Below are 21,478 nucleotides of genomic sequence, written 5' to 3'. Positions count from 1 at the left end.
TGAATGCCCCAAGCCATTCACCGGAGACTTTTGATGCTCAAGCGTATCGCCATCAGTATCGCACTCGTGCTCGGGCTTGCGCTCGCACCGGTCGCAGCCCAGGCGCAGTCAGGTTCGCTGTCCGACACCTATTCGGGTGAAGAACTGGTGCAGACCGGCGGCGAGTTCTTCGGATCGGTCGCCCAGGGGCTGGCGTCGCTGGTCGAGCGAGCCACCAGCCAGTTCGGCCTGCCCAACGCCTATATCCTCGGCGAGGAAGCCGGCGGCGCCTTCTTTGCCGGCGCCCGCTACGGCCAGGGCACCATGTATACCCGCAACCAGGGCGAGCATCAGATCTTCTGGCAGGGTCCGACGGTCGGCATCGACTTCGGCGGCGACGGCTCCAAGGTGATGATGCTGGTCTACAACCTGAGCTCGGTGCAGCAGGCCTATGGCCGCTATCCCGGCGTCGACGGCTCCGCCTATGTGGTGGGTGGCCTCGGCATGACGGTGATCAAGTACGGCGATGTGGTCATGGTCCCCATCCGCTCCGGCGTCGGCCTGCGCGCCGGCGTCAATGTCGGCTACCTCAAATTCACCGATCAGCCGACCTGGAACCCGTTCTGAAGCAGCAGTCCCGCAGCTCCGGCAGTTCAGGGCCCGTCTTTCCGGCGGGCCTTTTGCCGTCGCATAGCCAGCTTTCCGAAGGTGACCACACGACGCTTCTCGGGTAAGGTTAATCAATGGCAAAGATGGTCCAGGGGGCCCGTTGCTGTCATGCTGGGCAAGCGCGTTTCCTGACATAGCTATGTGCCCTGAGTGTTTGGGCGGAGTGATCGAATGGTCGTTGAGAACATCATGTACTTTGTGCTCGGCCTGCTGCTGGCCGGGCTCCTGGCCCTGATGATCATGCCGGCCGTCTGGCGCCGCGCCGTCCGCCTGACGAAAAAGCGCATCGAGGCGGCAACGCCCATGACCATGGCCGAATTCCGCGCCGACAAGGATCAGTTGCGCGCCGAGTTCGCCCTCGCCACCCGCCGCCTCGAGATGAATGTCGAGGCGCTGCGCCGCCGGCTTTCCGATCAGGTGCGCGACATCAATCGCAAGCGCAACGAACTGGGCGGCATGAAGGGCGAGCGCGACGGCCACCTGACGATCGTCCGCGAACTCGAGGAACGCGAGGGCGAACTGCGCCGGCGCGTGCTCGAACTCGAAAAGGAAAGCGCCGACCTCAGCCAGAAACTGCGCATGCGCGACCGCGAATATTCCGACAAGGTGAACCAGCTCGAGGCCGCCCGCCAGGCCATCCGCACCAATGTACCCAAGCAGGTCACCGTCGATGGCAAGCCGCTGACCGGCGAGTACAACAAGGACATGGATGCCGTGCTCGGCAAGCTCGACACCGAGCGCAAGCGCGCCGATTTCCTCGAGACCCAGAACCGCTCGCTGCTCAGCCAGCTCGAATCGTCCGACAAGCGCACCGCCGGCGCCACCGCCGCCGCCGCCGAACTGCGCAGCTCCCTCGCCCGGCGCGAGGACGCCGAAGACGCGGCCAAGGCCGAGCTGGTCGAGGCGGAGGCCCGCATCGCCGATGCGGAAAGCCGCGTCAGCCTGCTGCTCGAGGAAACCACCCGCACCGTCGAGTCCGGCGAACAGAAGCGCGAGCAGCTGCTGGCCGAAAAACTGTCGCTCGAGGAAGAGATGGAGCGGCTCAAGACCAAGGTACTGACCGTCGAGTCCACCGTCATGGCCGATTGGGACAGCGACCGCATCGAGCAGTCGCACCTGCGCGAGCGGCTCAACGACATTGCCTCCGACGTCAGCCGGCTGGTTTATGCCATCGAGGGCAACGGGCCGGTCGACAACGAGGAGAGCCTCTTCGACCGCGTCCAGCGCTTTGCCGACGACGGCCTGAAGGTCGAGGAATTCCCGGTGCAGTCCGCCCTCAAGTCCAAGCATGCCGCTGCGGCACCGCAGCCCGAAGGCTCGGTCTCCGATCGCATGGCGGCACTGCGCGACATCCAGGGCCGCAACTAGGCTGCTATTCGCTCAACACCGGAATTTCGCGGATCATCTCGCCGCTCTTGCCGTCGAAGATGCGCACGCTGGTCATCGCCCCGGCCTTGTAGGTGACCGTCAGCCGGCCATCGGCGGCGACCGCCGAGATGATCACCGCCCCTGCCGGAATCTGCAGTGACGCGATGACATAGTCGCCCGCTGAACCCGTGCCGCTGTCGCCGGACTGCGAAGCCCGGTAGACAAGCGCCCCGCCGATGGCGATAAAGCCGATAATCAGCAGGCCGATGGAGAACAGGAACGATTTGCGCGCGCGCCCCATGATGGCGCGGGCCTCTGGCGTCAGTTCTGCCGCCGGCTCAGGTTTTTGAGGATCGCTCATGCAGGACGACTCCAGTGAGGAGATGGAATGGGTTGTCGAGGTCGACGCCAAGGAGGCCGGTGATCGCCTCGACGGCGTGCTCGCCCGTGGCCTTGAGGCATTTTCCCGCAGCCGCGTGAAAGACCTGATACTGGCCGGGGCGGTTTCGATCAACGGTGAAACCGTGACCGAGCCCAAATACAAGGTCAGCGCCGGACAGAGCATCGTGCTGGCCGCGCCCGAGCCGGTGGAAGCCGATCCGACGCCCGAGAACATCCCCCTCGACATCCTGTTCGAGGACGACCAGCTGATCGTCATCAACAAGCCGGTGGGCATGGTGGTGCACCCCGCCGTCGGTAACCTGACCGGCACGCTGGTCAATGCCCTGCTCTACCACTGCGGCCAGAGCCTGGTCGGCATTGGCGGGGTCAAGCGGCCGGGCATCGTGCACCGCCTCGACAAGGACACCTCCGGCGTCATGGTCGCCGCCAAGACCGAGCTGGCGCAGCGCCACCTGGCAGCCCAGTTCGCCGATCACGGCCGCACCGGACCGCTGCACCGCGCCTATCTGGCCTGGGCCTGGGGCCGCACCGAACAGGGCCGCGGCACCGTCGACGCGCCGCTCGGCCGCGACCAGAACGCCCGTCTCAAGCAGGCGGTCCGCAAGGATGGCCGCGAGGCGATCACCCACTATGCGGTGGAACAGCGCTTCGGCGACGACGGCTGGGACATCACCCGTATCCGCTGCGAGCTGGAAACCGGCCGCACCCACCAGATCCGCGTGCATATGGCCTATATTGGCCATCCGCTGGTTGCCGATCCGGTCTATGCCACCGGCTTTGCCACCAAGGCCGTGCGCCTGCCCGACGCTGCCCGCCAGATCGTGCAAACCCTGGGCAGGCAGGCCCTGCATGCCGCCGAACTGGGGTTTGAACACCCCGTCAGCGGCGAGGAAATGACCTTCGAGGCCGAACTTCCTGCCGATCTGATGGAACTTCAGGCGGCTCTCGAGCCTTATGATCATGCGTTCGCGCGTTGACGGCGTGAAAACCACGAGGCGGTGATGCGGCGCTGCGCCAGCGGGGCCTTATCACCGCCTGATTTCGACCTATATTAGCAAGACGCGTGAGCCAGCATGCCGGATGGATGCGGCTGACCAAATCTGCCCGCACGCGGGGGAAAGAGAAGGGGTGCGTCAATGGCCCAGTCAAATCTGCCGGTCCTTTCGACCGAAGGCGGCCTCAGCCGCTACCTCCAGGAAATTCGGAAGTTTCCGATGCTGGAGCCTGATGAAGAATACATGCTCGCCAAGCGCTACAAGGAGCATGAGGATCCCGGCGCTGCCCAGCGCCTGATCACCTCGCATCTGCGTCTGGTGGCCAAGATCGCCATGGGGTATCGCGGCTACGGCCTGCCGATCTCCGAGGTCATCTCCGAAGGCAATGTCGGCCTGATGCATGCGGTGAAGCGATTTGAGCCGGAGAAGGGTTTCCGTCTCGCCACCTACGCCATGTGGTGGATCCGCGCCGCTATCCAGGAATACGTGCTGCGCTCGTGGAGCCTGGTCAAGATCGGCACCACGGCGGCGCAGAAGCGCCTGTTCTTCAACCTGCGCAAGATCAAGGGCCAGATTGCCGCCCTCGATGACGGCAACCTGCATCCCGACCAGATCAAGCAGATTGCGACGACGCTGCACGTCACCGAGAACGATGTCGTCTCGATGAACCAGCGCCTGACCGGCGATGCCTCGCTCAACGCGCCGATGCGCGCCGACGAAGGCACCTCGGAGTGGCAGGACTGGCTGGTCGACGACACGCCCAGCCAGGAAACGACGCTGGGCGAGAGCGAGGAATATACCGAGCGCATGGGGTTGCTCAGCAACGCCATGGACGACCTCAACGATCGCGAAAAGGCCATCTTCCAGGCCCGCCGCCTGAAGGAGGATCCGGCCACGCTCGAGGAACTGGCGCAGGAATATGGCGTCAGCCGCGAGCGCATCCGCCAGATCGAGGTCCGCGCCTTCGAAAAGGTGCAGGAAGCGGTCCAGAAGGCGGCCAAGCAGCAGGCGCTCGAGCAGGCAGAGGCCTGATCTCCAGAACAATCCAGAACCCCGGTGCGAACCGGGGTTTTTCTTTGCGCGGAATCAGCGCCGCGGCGCCGCCATCAGCTTGTCGATCAGCGCCACCAGATGCCGACGGTCGAGGATCAGCAGCCAGGGCGCGTGGATACCCTCCTCGGGCACGATGGTGAACGGACCAAGGTCGGCCGAGTTCGACGTGCCGGTGCGCACGCCGGGCGCTAGCTTGACCGCATCGAGCGGATATTTCAGCCCGTCCGAATGCCAGAACGTCACCGGTGCCAGCGGATGGATCGAGACCCGTTCGCCAGGTGCCACGGTAAAGGAGAACTTGTCGTCGAGTGCCACGGCAAGATCTTCCTCGTCGACGAGGATGATCTTGCGGCGGCTGGCATAGCGCGTGACGGCGTCGAGTGCCGCCAGCGTGTGGTCGAAGCGCTTGCCGGTCATCCCCAGCGCCACGGTTACCGGGGCGCGGGTGGAATATAGCGCTTTCTCGAAATCGGTGGTTTCCTGCTCGGCGAGCTGCATCAGCCGCGTCTTGCCCAGCCAGGCATGCGGCTCGGCGATGGAATCGAAGTCGCCGATAATGGCTTCGGGCTTGAGGCCGGCGGCCACGATGGAGTCGGCGCCGCTGTCGGCACCCACCAGGCGTCCGCCGTTGACATAGAGCTCGCGCAGGACGTCGAGGTCGACAGCACCGCCGCCAACGATGACGAGAACGCCTTCGAACGTGATTGTCTCAACGGAAGTATGAACGGACCGCTCTTGCACGGCAGTTTGTCTCGCTCTAAGTGTCAGGCGTCTCGCTGGGGTGTTCCGGGCTTTCCGGAACTGAGAGTTACCCATTGAACCTGAACCAGGTCATGCTGGCGGAGGAAGTTCGAGATGGCAAGGGCGCAATGCGTTCTGACCATTCACGTATTCCCTTCTTCAATATGGCCGCGAACCCGAAGGGAATGACCTATGGTCAGACTGCTACCCGTCGCGCTTGCGGCTGTTCTAGGACTTGCCGCTCTGCCGGCAAGCGCCCAGGAACTGCCCACTCTGCACGTCTATACCTATGACAGCTTCGCCGCCGAATGGGGCCCCGGCCCGGCGCTGAAGACCGGCTTCGAAGCCACCTGCGGCTGCATCATCGAGTTCAATACCGCCGATGATGCCATTGCCGTGCTGCGCAAGGTGCAACTCGAAGGCCAGACCACCAAGGCCGACGTGATTGTCGGACTGGATACCGCCACCGCGCCCGAAGCCCGCGCCACCGGCCTGTTCGTGCCGCACGGCTTGTCGCTGGACAATCTGGTGCTGCCCGAGACCTGGACCGACGCCGATTTCGTCCCCTTCGACTACGGCTATTTCGCCTATGTCTATGACAAGGAGAAGATGCCCAACCCGCCCAGGAACTTCGAGGAACTGATCGCGCTGCCCGATGACGTCAAGGTCGTCATCGAGGACCCGCGTTCGTCCAGTCCCGGGCTGGGCAATGTGTTCTGGGTCCAGGCCGCCTATGGTGACCGCGCGCCGGAAATCTGGGCCGGCCTCAAGCCGCATATCCTGACCATGACCCGCGGCTGGTCCGAGGCCTATGGCCTCTTCCTCGACGGCGAGGCCGACATGGTCCTCTCCTACACGACCTCGCCGACCTACCACCAGGTCGCCGAGGGCGTCGACAAGTACGCGGCGGCCGTGTTCGAGGAAGGCCACGTGGCCCAGACCGAGATCGCCGGCATCCTCAAGTCGTCCGACCAGCAGGACCTGGCCAAGACCTTCCTGACCTATCTGACGTCGGTCGAGGGCCAGAAGGTCATTCCGACGACCAACTGGATGTACCCCGTGGTCGATATCGGCGCCGATCTGCCGGCCGCCTTCAGCGAGGCGCCGACGCCCAAGCTGCTGCAGATCGACGAAGCCGACATCGCGGCCAACAGCCGGGCCTGGGTCGATGCTGCTCTTGCAGCCATCCAGTAGCACCCTGCCCCACCGTCCGCTCCGGCTTCTGGCCGGGGCGGCAATCGGCGTCGGCATCGCCGCGCTGATCGCGCTGGTGTTCTGGTCGATCGTGGCGACCGCCACCACCGAGGGCAGCGCGCCATCAAGCCAGATCGATGTCCCCTGGCTGCTGGTGACCACCATCACCCAGGCCGGCCTCACCACCGTGCTGTCGCTGCTCGTCGGCACTGCCGTCGCCTGGGCTCTCAATCGCCTCCGCTTTCCGGGGCGCGACCTGATTGTCGGGCTCTTTGCCTCCGCCATCGTCACGCCGGGGATCATCATTGCCTTCGGGCTGCTGGCCATCTGGGGCCGCGCCGGCTGGGTGGCCGAACTGACCGGCTTCCAGTTCCCGATCTTCGGGCTGGGCGGCATCCTGTTTGCCCATGTGCTGCTCGACGCCTCGTTTGCGGCGCGCATCCTGCTGGCCCGCCTCGGCTCGGTGCCGGCCTACCGGCTGAAGACCGGCCAAAGCCTCGGGCTTTCGGCCGTGCAGCGCTTCATGCTGATCGACTGGCCGGCCATTCGCCCCACCCTGCCCGGACTGGGCGCCATCATTTTCCTTCTCGCCTTCACCAGCTTTCCGGTGGTGCTGCTGCTGGGCGGCGGCCCTGCCAACCAGACGCTGGAAGTGGCGATCTATTCGGCGGTGCGTTTTGATTTCGACCTGCAGGGCGCCGTCACGCTGGCGCTGGTACAGATCGCCGTCTGCGCCAGCATCATCCTGCTGGCCGCCGCGGCCGCGCCGATTCCCGCCAATCTGGGCAAGTCGGCGGTACAGAGCTGGCAGGACCGGCCGCCGGTACAGGTCGCGCAATGGCTGATCCTCGCCATCGCGGTTCTTGGCTTCGGCCTGCCGCTCATTGCCATCCTGCTCGAAGGCGTCGCGCCGGCCCTTGGCTCGCTGATCTATCAAGCGTCCTTCTGGCGCAGCACCGTCGCCAGCCTGACCATCGCCACCGTGTCGGCCGTCCTGACGCTGATACTCGGGCTCATACTGGCGGCGGGCCGCGCCGCCAGCAGCACGCGACTGCTGAAATCCGGACTGGGGGCGCCGGCCTATGCCTATCTGGCGGTGCCCGCCGTGGTGCTGGCACTGGGCTTTTTCCTCCTCGCCCGCAATGCCGGCATCGACCCGGCGCTTGCCGCCCCGGTGGTCGTGATCGTCGCCAATACCCTGCTGGCGCTGCCCTATGCGATCTCGACCCTCGGTCCGCCGCTGGAGGCCATTGCCAGCCGCCGCGGCAAGCTGATCCGGTCGCTCGGGCTCTCGGGCTGGCGGCAGTTCAGGACCGTCGAGTGGCCGCTGATAGCCGGAGATGCCGGTGTGGTCACCGCCCTCGCCTTCTGCTTCTCGCTCGGCGATTTGGGCGTCATCTCGCTGTTCGGCACACAGGATTTCGTCACCCTGCCGCTGCTGATGTCGCGCGCCCTCGTCGCCTATCGCTCCAACGATGCCGGCGGGATCGCTGCGGTGATGCTGGTCATCACGCTGGCCGCGTTCATCCTCATTCCCAAACTCTTCGGAAGGTTCGGCGATGCTCGTCCTTGACCATCTTGCCTATCGCCATCCCGGCCAGACCGAGGGTTATGATTTCTCCATGACCGCAGCGCCCGGCGAGATCACCGCCGTCAGCGGCGCCAGCGGTTCGGGCAAGTCGACCCTGCTCGACCTGGTGGCCGGCTTTCTGACGCCGACCGGCGGGACACTGACGCTGGACGGCCAGAGCCTGTTGCCGCTCCGGCCCGAAGATCGTCCAGTCTCGATCCTCTTCCAGTCCGAAACCCTCTTCGAGCACCTCACCGCCGCCCATAATGTGGCACTGGGCCTGCCTCAGAAGATCAGCAGACCGGAACGGGAGCGCAAGGTCGCCGATGCCTTGCGCGAAGTGGGCATGCCCGACATCGGCCGACAGCGCGCCGACACGCTCTCGGGCGGCCAGAAGCAGCGCGTCGGGCTGGCCCGCACGCTGCTGCGCAATCGCCCGGTGCTGCTGCTCGACGAACCGTTCTCGGCGCTCGACGACGAGACGCGGGGCGCGGTGCGGGACCTGGTGAAATCGCTGACGGTGACCCATGGCTGGATCACCCTGCTCGTCAGCCATCATGTCGATGATATTGCGGCGCTGGCGACCCGGACGTACCGGATCGCCGAGGGTCGGCTGCTACTGGGCTGAGGCCGTTGTCGACCAGGTCGCAAAGACCTCGTCGAACAGGGCCTGCGCCGCAGAATCCTTCTCCAGCGTGATGATGGCCCGCTTGCCGGTGGCATAGATCACCGCCAGGTCCATCCACTTGCGCGAAGTCAGCAACTGGTTGTTGGCCGTGATGTCTTCCGGCGACGAACTGAGCGCGAAGAGGAACGAGTTGCCGACCACGCGGGCCGAGGCGCCGACCAGCGGCTGGCCCTGCACCAGTTCCTCATTCTTGAGCAGCACGCCGGGCAGCCCGGCCACCGAACCGCCGATGAAGCTGTCGGACACCTTGAAGCCGACTTCCATCAGATGGCTGGCGGGGAGTGTCGTATCGACGTTCTTGCGGATGAGGATATCGACGCCGAGGTTGCGCGCCGGGATCGAAGCCTTGCCGACCAGCGTCGGCAGCCCGGTCTCGTCCTTGCCCTTGCTCCACTCCACAGAGCCCGAAAAGGGCACCGCACCGGTCTTGCCGTCGTCCGAGGCTTCCAGCAGCAGCGACTGGCTGCCCTCCGGATTGAGCGCGGCAATCTGGCTGGTGGCGTCGCCAATGGCGCCGGCAGCCGTGTCGGAACCGAGGCGCTGGGCGCTTTCGGCCGGCAGCGGCGCGATGGCCAGTGCCGGGGTATCGGCAACGGCAACCGGCTCGGATGGCAGGCGCGAGTCCTGCTTGAGTTCGGGCACGACGGCAGGCGCCGTGTCGTTCAGCGTGGTATTGCCCGGCCCGCTCTGCGGCACCGCGGCTTCGGCGACGGCCTCCGGCGTTGCCGCGGCACTTGGCGTCGCCGCCGTGCTGGCCACCACCGGCTTGTTGGCAAACACCGAGTCGAGATTGAGATAGCCCTCGTTCCAGGCCCACACACCGGCGCCACCGGCGCCCAGCAGCAAGACCGAGAAGACGATCAGGAAGATGGTAACGGCGGAAATGCCGCCGCGGTCTTCCTCGGCCCGGGCACGCGGGAAACCGTTCTCGCCAAGCGCCGATTCGCGTCCGCGCCGCCCGCGGGGCACGCGCTCTTCGCTGTCGTCACGTGTCTGGCGCTCGGCCTTGGCGTCACGCTTCGGCTTGTCGTCGCGCTTGGCCTTTTCCGGCCGCGGGATCTGCAGCGCGCGGGCGCCCTTGGCCTTGGCAGGCTCCCCACGGCGGGCATCGGGGAACATGCCGCCGATCAGCCCGCGGGAGGGCGCTACCGCCTCGTCTTCATCGTCGGTCTCTTCGCTGGCGTCGTCGGCATCGTCGTCATAGGCGTCCGGCAGCGTATCGCCGCGGGCCTCGCGGTCGAGCGTCGCCATGGCGCGGTCGATCAGGCCCTGCGGATCTGCGGCCGTTGCCTCGGGCTCGAGCTCGACTTCGCGCACCGACGACATGGCCGCTGCGACCTGCGGTGGCGGATCGAGGAAAGCCACGGGCTCGGCGCTCTGCTGCTGGCGGATGGCCAGTTGCGGCCCACGGGCCGGCTCGAAACGCGGGCCGGGCGCGTCGCGGCGGGCTTCAAGCGTCGGCCCGCGCCGACCGCCATCCTGCGGCTTGTCGTGCGGGACGCCGAAGGCCGTCGACGCCGTACGGCCCCGGGCGGCCTCGGCGCGTGCCACAATGGCCGGCAACGGCCGTCCACCGGGCCGGGGCGTGGCAGTTGCCTTGGGCGGCGGCGCGACCGGCTCGATCTGGTCGTCCTGATCGTCGTCTTCGGGTTCTGCCTCGTGCACCGGCTGCGGCGGGACGCTGCGCAACTGGATCGGCTTGGACTGCGTCTTGGGCTCGGGCTTGCTGGCGCCGTTGCGGCCGTGCTCGCGGGCATCGCGATCGGCGGCGGCAATGATGTCCTCGATCGAGGCACCCGGCTGCTGCGAACGCGGTGCCTCCTTGGGCGCCTTCTCGGCCTCGGCATTGAGCTGCGGCTTGGCCGGCCCACGGCCCGGCGCTGCCAACTGCTTGCTCTGCGCCGGAGGCGGCTCGAAATAGACCGGCGGCGGCGGTGCATGGTCATGACCATTGGTCATGCCGGCAATCACTGCCTCGCTCGATTCCTGCTCGACCTGACGGATGCAATCCTCGAGCTGCAGACGGTGCGTGGTGATATCGCGGGCTGCCAGCGGCGGGTTGATGGCACGCAACTGCCCGACCAGTGCCGCGCGCGCCTTTTCATAGACAGCGCGCCGTGCGGCCCCGTTATTCTCGGGCAGGGCCTCTACCGCCCTGCGTAGCAGCTCTTTGTAATCTGCCATTCGTTACATAACACTCGTCATTGGCCGGAACGTTTTAGCAAAAATTTTCAGTCTTGGAACGGGTCATGCACCAGTATGGTATCCAGCCGTTCCGGGCTGGTGGACAGCATCGCGACAGGTGCACCGATCAATTCCTCGATATACCGGACATACTTGACCGCCTGAGCCGGCAACTCGGACCAGCTCCGCGCCCCCGCCGTCGTATCCGACCAGCCTTCCAGCGTCTCGTAGATCGGCTTAACAGCGGCTTGTGCCCCCATTGAGGCAGGCAGAAAATCGATTCGCTTGCCGTCGAGCTCATAGCCCACGCAAACCTTGATCTCTTTCAAGCCGTCGAGAACATCGAGCTTTGTCAAAGCGATACCAGTGATCCCAGAGGTCCGGACGGTCTGGCGAACCAGCACCGCATCAAACCAGCCACAACGACGCTTACGCCCTGTAACTGTGCCGAATTCATGGCCGCGTTGTCCAAGGAAGTTGCCCACTTCACCGAAATCTTCTGTGGGGAACGGTCCTTCGCCCACCCGGGTGGTGTAGGCCTTGGTGATTCCGAGCACATAGCCGATGGCCGTGGGGCCCAGTCCCGACCCGGCCGCAGCCTGCCCGGAGACGGTATTGGACGAGGTCACGAAGGGATAAGTGCCGTGATCATTGTCGAGCAGCGCGCCCTGCGCACCCTCGAACAGGATGCGCGCGCCGGCCCGGCGTTTTTCCTCCAGAATGCGCCAGACCTGATCCATATAGGGCAGGATGGCGTCCTTGACCGACATCAGTTCGGCCTTCAGCGCAGCCGGATCGAGTTCGACCAGGTTCATGCCGCGGCGCAGTGCATTGTGATGGCTCAGCAGGCGCTCGATCTTGTCGTCGAGCGTGTCCGGCTCGGCCAGGTCGCACAGCCGGATGGCGCGGCGACCGACCTTGTCTTCATAGGCCGGACCGATACCGCGCTTGGTGGTGCCGATCTTGAGACCCGAATTGGCGTTCTCGCGGATGGCATCGAGTTCGCGGTGCAGGCTGAGGATCAGCGGCGCATTGTCGGCAATGCGCAGGATCTCCGGCGTGACGTGCACGCCCTGCTCGCCAAGGCTTTCCAGCTCCTTGACGAAGTGATGCGGATCGACCACCACGCCATTGCCGATAACCGAGAGCTTGCCCCGCACCAGCCCCGATGGCAGCAGCGACAGCTTGTAGCTGACCCCGTCGATCACCAGCGTATGGCCGGCATTGTGACCGCCCTGATAGCGCACCACGACGTCGGCCCGCTCGCTCAGCCAGTCGACGATCTTGCCCTTGCCCTCGTCGCCCCACTGGCTACCGACGACTACTACATTTGCCATGAAAAAGTCTGTCCCCGAACCCGGGCAGGCTGCCAGACGTCAAAGCGCTGGCCTGCTGCCGCAAAAACCTTGATAAGTCTTGCGCCAACCCGCGTGTCCGTTCTGGACCTGCTGCATTTCGCTGGTATGGCGATGACCCTTTAAACTACTCGTGCATTTATGACAAATCCGCCTTCCGCCGAGCCGCCCATTGCCGGCCTTTCAACTGCCTACATCATCCTGACGCTGACCACGCTCTTCTGGGGCGGCAATGTCGTTGCGGGCAAGCTCGCCGTGGGCCAGATCGAACCTAACGCCTTGATGATCCTGCGTTGGGGCGGCGCATTGCTGGCCGTGCTGCCGTTTGCCCTGCGCCCGCTCCGGCGCGACTGGCCGGCCATTCGCGGCAAATGGCCGCTGTTCTTCGTCTACGGCGCCGTCGGCTTCGCCACCTTCAATGTGCTGGTCTATATGGCCGCCCACCACACCTCGGGCGTCAACATTGCCATCGAGCAGGTGGCGGTCAACATCTTCGTCATGCTGCTCAACTTCGCCCTGTTCCGCACCCGCGTGCGCGGCCTGCAGATTCTGGGCGTCGTGCTGACCATCCTGGGGGTCGCGATCACGGCCACGCATGGCGACCTGGGCCGTATCTTGGCGCTCGAGGTCAATGTCGGCGACCTGATGGTGATCACGGCGAGCCTTGCCTATGCCATCTACTCGATCGCGTTGCGCTGGAAGCCGCAGGTCCACTGGATGAGCTTTTTCGTCGCCTCGGTGATCGCCGCGAGCCTTGCCTCGTTCTTCTTCCAGGCGGTGATCGGCGGCGGCATCGGCGCCTTTTTCGCGCAGCTGCCCGAGATCACGCCGTTTGGCTGGGGCATCGTTGCCTACACCATCCTCTTTCCCTCGGTGATCTCGCAGATTCTCTACGTGCGCGGCGTCGAGCTGATCGGGTCCAACCGCGCCAGCCTTTTCGTCAACCTGATCCCGATCTTCGGCACTGTCGGCTCGGTGCTGGTGCTCGGGGAACGGCTCGAGCTGTTCCACATCGCCGCCGCCAGCCTCGTGATCATCGGCATCGTGCTGGCCGAATTCTCCGTTCGCAGGCGCTGAAACGAAAACGGGCGGCCCCGCAGGACCGCCCGTCAGAACCTTAGGTCAAACGCCTCAGAACCGCAGGGCCTTGGCCTGCTTGACGCCTTCGAGCTTGGCAATCTCGGCCAGCTTCTCGTCGGCCAGTTCGCCGTCGATCGACAGCAGCGCAATGGCGTCGCCGCCGACATCGGCACGGCCGAGATTGAAGTTGGCGATATTGATGCCCAGCGTGCCCAGCAGCGTGCCGAGACGGCCGATATGGCCCGGCCGGTCCTCGTTGGTGACATAGAGCATGGAGCTGGTGAGTTCGGCTTCCATGTTGATGCCCTTGACCTGGATGATGCGCGGCCGGCCGCTGCCGAACACCGTGCCGGCGAGGCTGCGTTCCTGCTTGCTGGTGGTGATGGTCAGCCGGATATAGCCCTCATAGGCGCCCTGCTGGTCGCGGCTGACGATCTCGACATTGATGCCGCGATCCTTGGCGATCTGCGGGGCGGAGACCATGTTGACCTCCTGCATCTGCGGCTTGAGCACGCCGAACAGCGCCGCCGCCGTCATCGGCTTGACGTTGAGCGCCGCCACCGAGCCTTCATACTCGATGCGGATGCCGGTGATCGGGTTTTCGGTCAACTGGCCAGCGAACGACCCCAGGGTTTCCGCCAGCTTGATCCACGGCGTCAGCCGCGGCGCTTCCTCGGCGGTGATCGAGGGGAAGTTGAGTGCGTTGGAGATCTCGCCCGCCATCAGATAGGCCGAAATCTGCTCGGCCACCTGCAGCGCCACGTTCTCCTGCGCTTCGCTGGTGGAGGCGCCCAGATGCGGGGTGCAGATCACATTAGGCAGCAAGAACAACGGGTTATCCTGCGCCGGCTCTTCGAGGAAGACGTCCAGCGCCGCCCCGGCAACCTTGCCGGCCTTCAGCGCCTCGGCCAGCGCCGCCTCGTCGATCAGGCCGCCACGGGCGCAATTGATGATGCGGACGCCGTCCTTCATCTTGGCAAGGGCTTCGGCCGAGATGATGTTGCGCGTCGCATCGATCAGCGGCGTGTGCAGGGTGATGAAATCGGCGCGCTTGAACAGCTCGTCGAGCTCGACCTTTTCCACTCCCATGGTCTGGGCCCGCTCTTCCGTCAGGAACGGATCGTAGGCCACGACCTTCATCTTCAGTCCCTGTGCCCGGTCGGCGACGATCGAGCCGATATTGCCCGCACCGATCAGGCCCAGCGTCTTGTTGGTCACCTCGACGCCCATGAAGCGGTTCTTTTCCCACTTGGAGGCGCGGGTCGAGGCATCGGCTTCCGGGATCTGCCGCGCCAGCGACAGCATCAGCGAAATCGCGTGCTCGGCCGTGGTGATCGAATTGCCGAAAGGCGTATTCATCACGATGATACCCTGCTTGGTGGCAGCGGGGATATCGACATTGTCGACGCCGATACCGGCCCGGCCGATCACCTTCAGGTTCTTGGCAGCGCTGAGGATTTTCTCGGTGACCTTGGTCGCCGAACGGATTGCCAGACCGTCATACTGGCCGATCACCTCGAGCAGCTTGTCCTTGTCCTTGCCCAGATCGGGCAGGTAGTCGACCTCGACGCCATTGTCGGCGAAAATCTGGATGGCAGCCTTGCTCAGCTTGTCGGAAATCAGAACCTTGGGCATTTCGCCCTCCTTTGGTCACACCGATGAACGGCGGATGAACGTGATGCGGGAGAGGCCGCGCGCAGCCTGTCTGCGCGCCGGCCGGAAGCGTCGATGACTGTCGTCAGGCGGCGGCCTTGAGCGCGGCCTTCTCGGCCGCGAAGGCCCAGTCGAGCCACGGCACCAATGCCGCGAGATCGGCGGTCTCGACCGTCGAGCCGGCCCAGATGCGCAGGCCCGTCGGGGCATCGCGATAGCCGCCGATGTCATAGGCCACGCCGGCCTTGTCGAGACGCGAGACGATGGCCTTGGCAAAGGCCGCCTGCGCATCATCGCTGAGCGCGGTGACGTCGGGGTCCTTGATCACCAGACAGACCGAGGTGTTGGAGCGCTCGGCTTCGTTCCTGGCGAGGAAGGCGGCCCAGTCCGATTGCGCCACCCAGTCGCTCAACACCTTGAAATTGGCGTCGGCGCGGGCCCGCATGCCTTTGAGACCGCCCACCGTCTTGCCCCACTCCATGGCATCCACCGCGTCCTCGATGCAGAGCATCGAGACAGTATTGATGGTGGCGCCCTGGAACACATCGGCCATCAGCTTGCCGCCCTTGGTCAGGCGGAAGATTTTCGGCAGCGGCCGGTCGGGCTTGAAGCTTTCGAGCCGTTCCACGGCGCGCGGGCTGAGGATCAGGATGCCGTGCGCTGCTTCGCCGCCCAGCGCCTTCTGCCAGGAGAAGGTGACGACATCGAGCTTGGCAAAATCGAGGTTCTGCGCAAACGCCGCCGAGGTGGCGTCGCAGATGGTGAGGCCCTGCCGGTCGGCCGGGATCCAGTCGGCGTTCGGCACGCGCACGCCCGAGGTCGTGCCGTTCCAGGTAAAGACCACATCATTGTTGAAGTCGACGGTCGCGAGATCCGGCAGTTCGCCATACGGCGCCTTGAGGATGCGGACATTGTCGAGCTTGAGCTGCTTCTGCACGTCGGTGACCCAGCCCTCGCCGAACGACTCCCAGGCCAGCATGTCGACGCCGCGCGCGCCGAGCATGCCCCAGAGCGCCATTTCCACCGCGCCCGTATCGGAGGCCGGGACGATGCCGATCAGGTAGTCATCGGGCACTTCGAGCAGTTCGCGGGTCAGCGCGATGGCCTTCTCGATGCGTGCCTTGGCCGGCTTGGCCCGGTGCGAGCGGCCGACCAGAGCGCCGGCAAGCGCGTTCACCGTCCAGCCAGGACGTTTGGCACAGGGGCCCGACGAAAAATTCGGATTTGCCGGTTTCACCGCCGGCGCGGTCAGGGGCATATCAGCCATGAGCGACCCTCCCAGGTCGAAAGCTCCACGTTAGGGTGGAGTGTCCTGAGGCGGGAGATACTCCTGTGCAGGGAGCGGCGTCAATGGGGAATTACGGGAGAGAATGCCTGCAGGAAGGGATGGGTCTCGGGCGGATGCCGCCGCGACTGACAGGTCGTCACCTCTTTGCTGCCCCCCATTTCTACCCATGACAGGAAATGGCCCAGACGCTAGGCTCGGGTCTGCCCGCCGGGCCGGGTGCCGGGCGGGAGGATAGTTTCCCCGTTAGGCATTTTCAGACCAGGACCAATCATGACTCGCCAGCAATTCCAGGTGCTCACACCCGAGCAGGCCCAGCACTTTGTCGAAAAGGGCTATGTGCTCGTTAAAGGCTGCGTCGATCCTGAACTGGCGAGCCGGTGGAAGGCCGAGGCCTATGGCCGGCTCGGCTACGATCCCGAGGACCGCTCCACCTGGACCAAGGAAATCGTCTGGATGGACCGCAACAATGTGGCGCCCATCAGCGAGATCTCGCCCAAGGCCTGGGGCGCGCTCTGCGACGTCGCCGGCGGTGCCGAGCGCATCGACGACCGGGTGATGGAAATCGAGTCCGAGCATTTCACCACCATCGACTCCACCGAATGGTCGGACGCCTTCATCGTCAATTTCCGCCGCGGCGCCGACAAGCCGTGGATGAAGCCGTCGCCCGAGGCCGGCGGCTGGCACAAGGACGGCAGCTTCTTCCGCCACTTCCTCGACAGCCGCGAACAGGGCCTGCTGACCATCGTCTACTGGTCGGACGTCGGCCACAAGGGCGGCGGCACCTTCATTGCGCCGGACTCGATCAGGCACGTGGCGCGCTACCTTGCCGACCATCCCGAGGGCGTGGATCCGGGCTTCGATTTCGGTTCGCTGATCGACAAATGCGAGGAGTTCGTCGAGGTCACCGGCGAGGTCGGCGATTTCATCATCCTGCACCCCTATATGCTGCACGCCTCGTCCAACAATCACTCGCCCAATGTGCGCTTCATGACCAATCCGCCGGTGGTGCTGCGCGAGCCGATGAACTTCAACCGCGACAATCCCGACGATTTCTCGCTGATCGAGCGCGCCACGCTGCACGGTCTCGGTCTCGAGCGCTACGATTTCCGGCCGACCGGCCCGCGCGACGAGCAGTGGCAGATCATCGGCTAGACTGCACGGGCCTCGAGGCGCTTCAGGCCGGCGGCGGCACCGATCGAACCCTCGCCCGGCTCCTGCGTTGGGTCCTCGCAACCAAAGCGAGGACCCCGTGGATATCTCAAAAATGCTGTTTCAGGGCTGGGAAGACCTGGTCCGCGTCGGGCTGGTCGGGGTGCTGGCCTATGTGACGCTGATCGTGTTCCTGCGCATTTCCGGCAAACGCACGCTGGCCAAGCTCAATGCCTTCGACCTGGTGGTGACCGTTGCCCTCGGCTCGACGCTCTCGGCATTGCTGCTGCAGGAAAGCGTATCGCTGGCCGAAGGCACGGCAGCGCTGGCGCTGCTGATCGCCATGCAGTTTGCCGTCACCTACACCTCGGTCAGGTCGAAGCGGATGGCAGAACTGGTGCGCTCCGAGCCCACCCTGTTGCTGCGCCACGGCCAACTGCTCGACGGCGCGATGAAGGCGCAGCGCATCACCCCGGACGAAGCCCTCAGCGCCGCGCGCGCCAGCGGCGCCGTGAGCCTTGACGAGGTCGACTATCTCTTTCTGGAAAGCGACGGATCGCTCAGCGTCGTCATCGACGCCGCAAGTACCGCTGGCGGTCGCCGACCTGCCGCCGCGTAAGGCGCTCTTCAGTCGCGCAGCAGGTTGGTTTCGGCCTCCGGCACCCGGCCGACCGAGCGGGTGTCGATGTCGCTGGTCTCCGCGCTCAGGTCGCCCTCCGCCTCGGTGGCATTGCTGCTGTCGCCGTGCTGCTCTTTGGGCGGCGGCGGCGCGGGCGGCTCCTGTCCCGGCCGGATGAGCTCGACGCCTTCAGGGAAGACGACGGCCTGGGCCGGACTGTTGAGATGCACATTGCCATCCAGCAGCGCATTCTTGCACTGCCGCAGCAGCGCCGAATTGATCTTGGCCGGTGAATAGGCGGCGCTGTCGAACCAGTAGAAGACCCGCAGGTTGATCGTGGTGTTGGCCAGTTCGTCGACCAGCACCAGCGGCTCGGGATCGTTGAGCACCGCCGGATGCGACATCAGCACGTCGTCGATCAGCTTCTGCGCCCGGGCGATCGAGGAATCGTAGCCGATCGAGATCTGGAACTCGGCGCGCCGGCTCGGGATGCTCGAATAGTTCTTGATGGTGCTCTTGAACACCATCGAATTGGGGATCTGCACATGGTTGCCGTCCATGGTCAGCAGCACGGTGCTTCTGGTGTTGAGGTTCTGCACGATGCCGGTATGGCCGGCGACCTCGATCAGGTCGCCGCCGTTGAAGGGATTGCGCATGCTCAGCAGCAGGCTGGCGAGGAAATTCTCGGCAATGTCGCGGAAGGCGAAGCCGATGATGATGCCGATCAGGCCCGTGCCGCCGATCAGGGTCAGCGCCAGCTGCGTCAGCCCGGCCACCTGCAGCACGAAATAGAGCCCCAGCAGGAAGACCGGGATCGAGATCACCCGCACCACCACCCCGAGCAGCAGCGGCGAGCGGATCTGCGAGGTGAGCAGCCTTTGCGCCACCATGGCGACGAGACGGGCGATCAGCCACGACACGGCGATGATCAGCACCGCCAGCAGCACCAGCGGCCAGGACTGCAGCACCTGCTTGAGCACGATGCTGATTTCCAGCGCCGCCCGATCGAAGGTCGAGGCCACGTCGGCCTGCACGTCCAGCCGGTTGACCACCGCGACGACGCCCTCGGTGCTGGTCGCCAGCTCGCCGGCCCAGCGCCGATGCTCCTGCGTATCGGCCTTGCCGTCGATGAAGGCGACGCCCTCCTGCACCGCAACGATCGGCGCCTCGAACCAGCCGGTGGTGGCGAGGATGCGCTGCAGGCGCGCCGAGATATCGTCATCGTCCGCCTCCGGCACCACCGAGACCGCCTTGTTGGTGGCCACGACGCCGGACGTCGACGGCGTCGCGTCCTGCGCCAGCGCCGCACTAGTGGGAAGCAAGAGACCCGCGGTCAGGCACACGGCGCAGCGGAACAGCCGGAATGCGGCGACAAGGCGCCGCAGGAATGCTGATGACCGGTTCATGTCGTCTCCCGTTCGCGTTCTGAACGGAGGGACGGCGTGCCGTGCATGCATCCCTCACTGCAGAGCTCAGGGTTTTGCACGTTGGCCCGCAGGTGTCACCAGTCGATGTCGGGCCGTTTCCGCAACGCGTCGATGCCGGAGGCGGCTCCGGCATCGATCGCAAGCGGGGAGAGCGCGCGGCGGCGGGCCGCCGCCACGGCGTTCAGAACTCGTTCCAGTCCTCGGCGACGGCCGCGTTGCCGTGACTGAGATAGGACCTGGCGGCCGACTTCACCTTGTCCTGCTTCGCCCGGACGGTTTGCATTCGCGGCGCCGGCTCGGCGTGCAGACGCTGCGGCTCGCCGTCGACCTGGAAGATCTCGACGATCCGGTCGAGCTCGTTGGCCTGGCCTTCGGTCTGCTCAATGGCCGCGTTGGTTTCTTCGACGAGCGCAGCGTTGTGCTGGGTCATCTCGTCCATTTCGCGCACCGCGGTGGTGACTTCGGAGATGGCGCTGGCCTGCTCGCGGCTGGCGGCCGCGATACCCTCCATCAGTTCGGTATTTTCGCGCACGCCATCGAGCATGGCCGCCAGCTTGCCCGATGCCTCCGAGACCAGCTTGGAGCCATCCTTCACTTCATTGGCGGACTGTTCGATCAGCGCCTTCACTTCCGAGGAGGCGCCGGCGGCCGACTGCGCCAGACGCCGCACTTCGACCGCGACCACGGCAAAGCCCTTGCCGGCGTCACCGGCACGTGCCGCTTCCACCGAGGCGTTGAGCGCCAGGAGGTTGGTCTGGAAGGCGATGTCATCGATCATGCCGATGATGTTGGAGATCTTGGCCGACGACGTCGAAATCCGATCCATGGCGCCGTTCGCCTGGTTCATCACCGCGCCGCTCTCCTCGGCCGTAGTGAACACGCCGCGGGCCTTGCTGCTGGCCGTTTCGGCGCGTCGCGAGTTTTCCGCCACGGTATTGGCCAGCTGCTCCATGGCTGCCGACGTCTCTTCGATTGCCGCCGCCTGTTTGGTGGTGCGCTCGGCCAGGTCATTGGCGCCGGAGAGGATTTCGCCGGTGGCGGTCTTGAGCGTCCCGGACGTGGTGCGCAGCTGCGTCACAATCCCCGAGAAACGCTCGATGGTATGATTGAAGGCCGCCCGCACGGTTTCGAGTTCGCCTTCGAACGCGGTGTCGATATGCGCCCGCAGGTCGCCCTCGGCCAGTTTGGCGAGGCCCTTGCCGAGCAGGTTTACCGCCAGCTTTCGGCCGGTGATGTTGGTGGCATATTTGACCACCTTGAACACCTTGCCGTTGAGGTCGAGGATCGGGTTGTAGGACGCCTGGATCCAGACCTCCTTGCCGCCTTTGCCGATGCGGAGATATTCCGCGGCCTGATACTCGCCGCGCGCCAGACGGTCCCAGAACTCGCGATAGTCCGGCGAGGCGGCGTGATCGCCCTGCACGAACATCCGGTGATGCCGGCCTTTGATTTCGTCGAGATGATAGCCCAGCGTGGCGCAGAAATTCTCGTTGGCCGTGAGGATCTCGCCGGTGGGCGTGAACTCGATCACCGCCTGCGACTTGGAGATCGCGGCGAGTTGGCCGGCGGAATCGGCGGTCGCAAGCTTGCTGGCCGTCACATCGGTCGCGAACTTGACCACCTTGTAGGGTTTGCCATCGGCGCCCAGCACCGGGTTGTAGGACGCCTGGATCCAGACCTCCTTGCCGCCCTTACCGATCCGCTTGTACTCGGCCGCCTGGAACTCGCCGCTCTGCAGCTGTTCCCAGAATTTCCGGTAATCGGGGCTCGCGACGTCGCTCGGCTGCACGAACATCCGGTGATGCTGGCCGACAATCTCCTCGAGGGTGTAGCCCACCACGGACAGGAAATTCGCGTTCGCCGTGAGGATGGTGCCATCCATCTTGAACTCGATGACCGCCTGCGAGCGGGAAATAGCTGCGAGGACCGACGTCGCGTCGCGACCCAGCCGCTGATCGCCACGGCTGGAGGAAAAATCAATCAACACGTTCATGTCTCCTGACAGGTGCAACAGCGCACCACATAGTAGAAACCCCAATCAGGAAATATTAACGTCACCCCAAC

General features: G+C 65.1%; 18 protein-coding genes and 1 riboswitch. Of the genes, 10 read left to right on the top strand and 8 right to left on the bottom strand.

Features of this window, described 5'->3' with window-relative positions; genetic code table 11:
* The first annotated feature begins 33 nt into the window (after nucleotides 1-33).
* Nucleotides 34-606: a DUF1134 domain-containing protein gene (locus AC0L4C_RS09490; protein ID WP_473403391.1), complete on the top strand. Its 573-nt coding sequence runs from the start codon at nucleotides 34-36 to the stop codon at nucleotides 604-606.
* A gap of 213 nt (nucleotides 607-819) precedes the next feature.
* Nucleotides 820-2,016 (top strand): hypothetical protein, encoded by a 1,197-nt coding sequence (locus AC0L4C_RS09485; RefSeq protein ID WP_473403390.1) that lies wholly within the window; start codon nucleotides 820-822, stop codon nucleotides 2,014-2,016.
* 4 nt (nucleotides 2,017-2,020) lie between these two features.
* Here AC0L4C_RS09485 and AC0L4C_RS09480 read toward each other — a convergent pair whose 3' ends face one another.
* The gene (locus tag AC0L4C_RS09480) at nucleotides 2,021-2,377 is read right to left on the bottom strand and encodes a hypothetical protein (protein ID WP_473403389.1); all 357 of its coding nucleotides are present in this window, start codon (nucleotides 2,375-2,377) and stop codon (nucleotides 2,021-2,023) included.
* On the opposite strand from AC0L4C_RS09480, the gene AC0L4C_RS09475 reads away from it, so the two are divergent.
* Together AC0L4C_RS09475 and rpoH are read left to right on the top strand one after the other, a co-directional pair.
* Nucleotides 2,376-3,395, top strand: a complete 1,020-nt coding sequence (locus AC0L4C_RS09475; RefSeq protein ID WP_473403388.1) for an RluA family pseudouridine synthase — start codon at nucleotides 2,376-2,378, stop codon at nucleotides 3,393-3,395. The two genes, AC0L4C_RS09480 and AC0L4C_RS09475, sit on opposite strands and share 2 nt — an antisense overlap.
* 159 nt (nucleotides 3,396-3,554) lie before the next feature.
* Complete coding sequence (gene rpoH, locus AC0L4C_RS09470) at nucleotides 3,555-4,445, top strand: RNA polymerase sigma factor RpoH (protein ID WP_473403387.1); 891 nt, start codon at nucleotides 3,555-3,557, stop codon at nucleotides 4,443-4,445.
* Between the two features lie 54 nt (nucleotides 4,446-4,499).
* Here rpoH and AC0L4C_RS09465 read toward each other — a convergent pair whose 3' ends face one another.
* Nucleotides 4,500-5,207, bottom strand: coding sequence for a thiamine diphosphokinase (locus AC0L4C_RS09465; protein WP_473403386.1), 708 nt, complete (start codon nucleotides 5,205-5,207; stop codon nucleotides 4,500-4,502).
* A gap of 26 nt (nucleotides 5,208-5,233) precedes the next feature.
* A riboswitch (TPP riboswitch) is annotated at nucleotides 5,234-5,331 on the top strand.
* A gap of 68 nt (nucleotides 5,332-5,399) precedes the next feature.
* Here AC0L4C_RS09465 and thiB point away from each other — a divergent pair.
* The 3 genes from thiB to AC0L4C_RS09450 are packed head-to-tail and all read left to right on the top strand — an operon-like array spanning nucleotide 5,400 to nucleotide 8,599.
* On the top strand, nucleotides 5,400-6,401 hold the full coding sequence (gene thiB, locus AC0L4C_RS09460; RefSeq protein WP_473403385.1) for a thiamine ABC transporter substrate binding subunit: 1,002 nt from the start codon (nucleotides 5,400-5,402) through the stop codon (nucleotides 6,399-6,401).
* Nucleotides 6,376-7,974 carry an ABC transporter permease family protein gene (locus AC0L4C_RS09455; protein ID WP_473403384.1) on the top strand — a complete coding sequence of 533 codons (1,599 nt, stop codon included), beginning with the start codon at nucleotides 6,376-6,378 and terminating at the stop codon, nucleotides 7,972-7,974. Before thiB ends, AC0L4C_RS09455 begins: the two co-directional genes overlap by 26 nt.
* A complete protein-coding gene (locus AC0L4C_RS09450; protein ID WP_473403383.1) occupies nucleotides 7,961-8,599 on the top strand; it encodes an ATP-binding cassette domain-containing protein in 639 nt (212 codons plus the stop codon). Before AC0L4C_RS09455 ends, AC0L4C_RS09450 begins: the two co-directional genes overlap by 14 nt.
* Here AC0L4C_RS09450 and AC0L4C_RS09445 read toward each other — a convergent pair.
* Together AC0L4C_RS09445 and AC0L4C_RS09440 are read right to left on the bottom strand one after the other, a co-directional pair.
* Nucleotides 8,588-10,843, bottom strand: coding sequence for a hypothetical protein (locus AC0L4C_RS09445; RefSeq protein WP_473403382.1), 2,256 nt, complete (start codon nucleotides 10,841-10,843; stop codon nucleotides 8,588-8,590). The two genes, AC0L4C_RS09450 and AC0L4C_RS09445, sit on opposite strands and share 12 nt — an antisense overlap.
* A 47-nt stretch (nucleotides 10,844-10,890) precedes the next feature.
* A complete protein-coding gene (locus AC0L4C_RS09440; protein WP_473403381.1) occupies nucleotides 10,891-12,180 on the bottom strand; it encodes an adenylosuccinate synthase in 1,290 nt (429 codons plus the stop codon).
* A 159-nt stretch (nucleotides 12,181-12,339) separates the two neighbouring features.
* Between AC0L4C_RS09440 and AC0L4C_RS09435 the strand changes: the two genes are divergently transcribed.
* Nucleotides 12,340-13,275, top strand: coding sequence for a DMT family transporter (locus AC0L4C_RS09435; protein ID WP_473403380.1), 936 nt, complete (start codon nucleotides 12,340-12,342; stop codon nucleotides 13,273-13,275).
* A gap of 54 nt (nucleotides 13,276-13,329) precedes the next feature.
* Here the strand turns inward: AC0L4C_RS09435 and serA are convergent, their stop codons facing one another.
* On the bottom strand, nucleotides 13,330-14,913 hold the full coding sequence (serA, locus tag AC0L4C_RS09430) for a phosphoglycerate dehydrogenase (RefSeq protein ID WP_473403379.1): 1,584 nt from the start codon (nucleotides 14,911-14,913) through the stop codon (nucleotides 13,330-13,332).
* Between the two features lie 103 nt (nucleotides 14,914-15,016).
* Nucleotides 15,017-16,189, bottom strand: coding sequence for a phosphoserine transaminase (locus tag AC0L4C_RS09425; protein WP_473403488.1), 1,173 nt, complete (start codon nucleotides 16,187-16,189; stop codon nucleotides 15,017-15,019).
* Between the two features lie 300 nt (nucleotides 16,190-16,489).
* Between AC0L4C_RS09425 and AC0L4C_RS09420 the strand changes: the two genes are divergently transcribed.
* Complete coding sequence (locus tag AC0L4C_RS09420) at nucleotides 16,490-17,371, top strand: phytanoyl-CoA dioxygenase family protein (protein ID WP_473403378.1); 882 nt, start codon at nucleotides 16,490-16,492, stop codon at nucleotides 17,369-17,371.
* A 97-nt stretch (nucleotides 17,372-17,468) separates the two neighbouring features.
* A complete protein-coding gene (locus AC0L4C_RS09415) occupies nucleotides 17,469-17,987 on the top strand; it encodes a DUF421 domain-containing protein (protein WP_473403377.1) in 519 nt (172 codons plus the stop codon).
* An 8-nt stretch (nucleotides 17,988-17,995) separates the two neighbouring features.
* Here the strand turns inward: AC0L4C_RS09415 and AC0L4C_RS09410 are convergent, their stop codons facing one another.
* Together AC0L4C_RS09410 and AC0L4C_RS09405 are read right to left on the bottom strand one after the other, a co-directional pair.
* Nucleotides 17,996-19,393: a mechanosensitive ion channel family protein gene (locus tag AC0L4C_RS09410; RefSeq protein ID WP_473403376.1), complete on the bottom strand. Its 1,398-nt coding sequence runs from the start codon at nucleotides 19,391-19,393 to the stop codon at nucleotides 17,996-17,998.
* A gap of 202 nt (nucleotides 19,394-19,595) precedes the next feature.
* On the bottom strand, nucleotides 19,596-21,407 hold the full coding sequence (locus AC0L4C_RS09405) for a methyl-accepting chemotaxis protein (protein WP_473403375.1): 1,812 nt from the start codon (nucleotides 21,405-21,407) through the stop codon (nucleotides 19,596-19,598).
* Nucleotides 21,408-21,478 lie beyond the last annotated feature (71 nt).

It is taken from the genome of Devosia sp. J20-27 (assembly GCF_055808595.1).
Note: the sequence above shows the minus strand (reverse complement) of the source record. Positions and strands in the feature narration are given on the sequence as shown.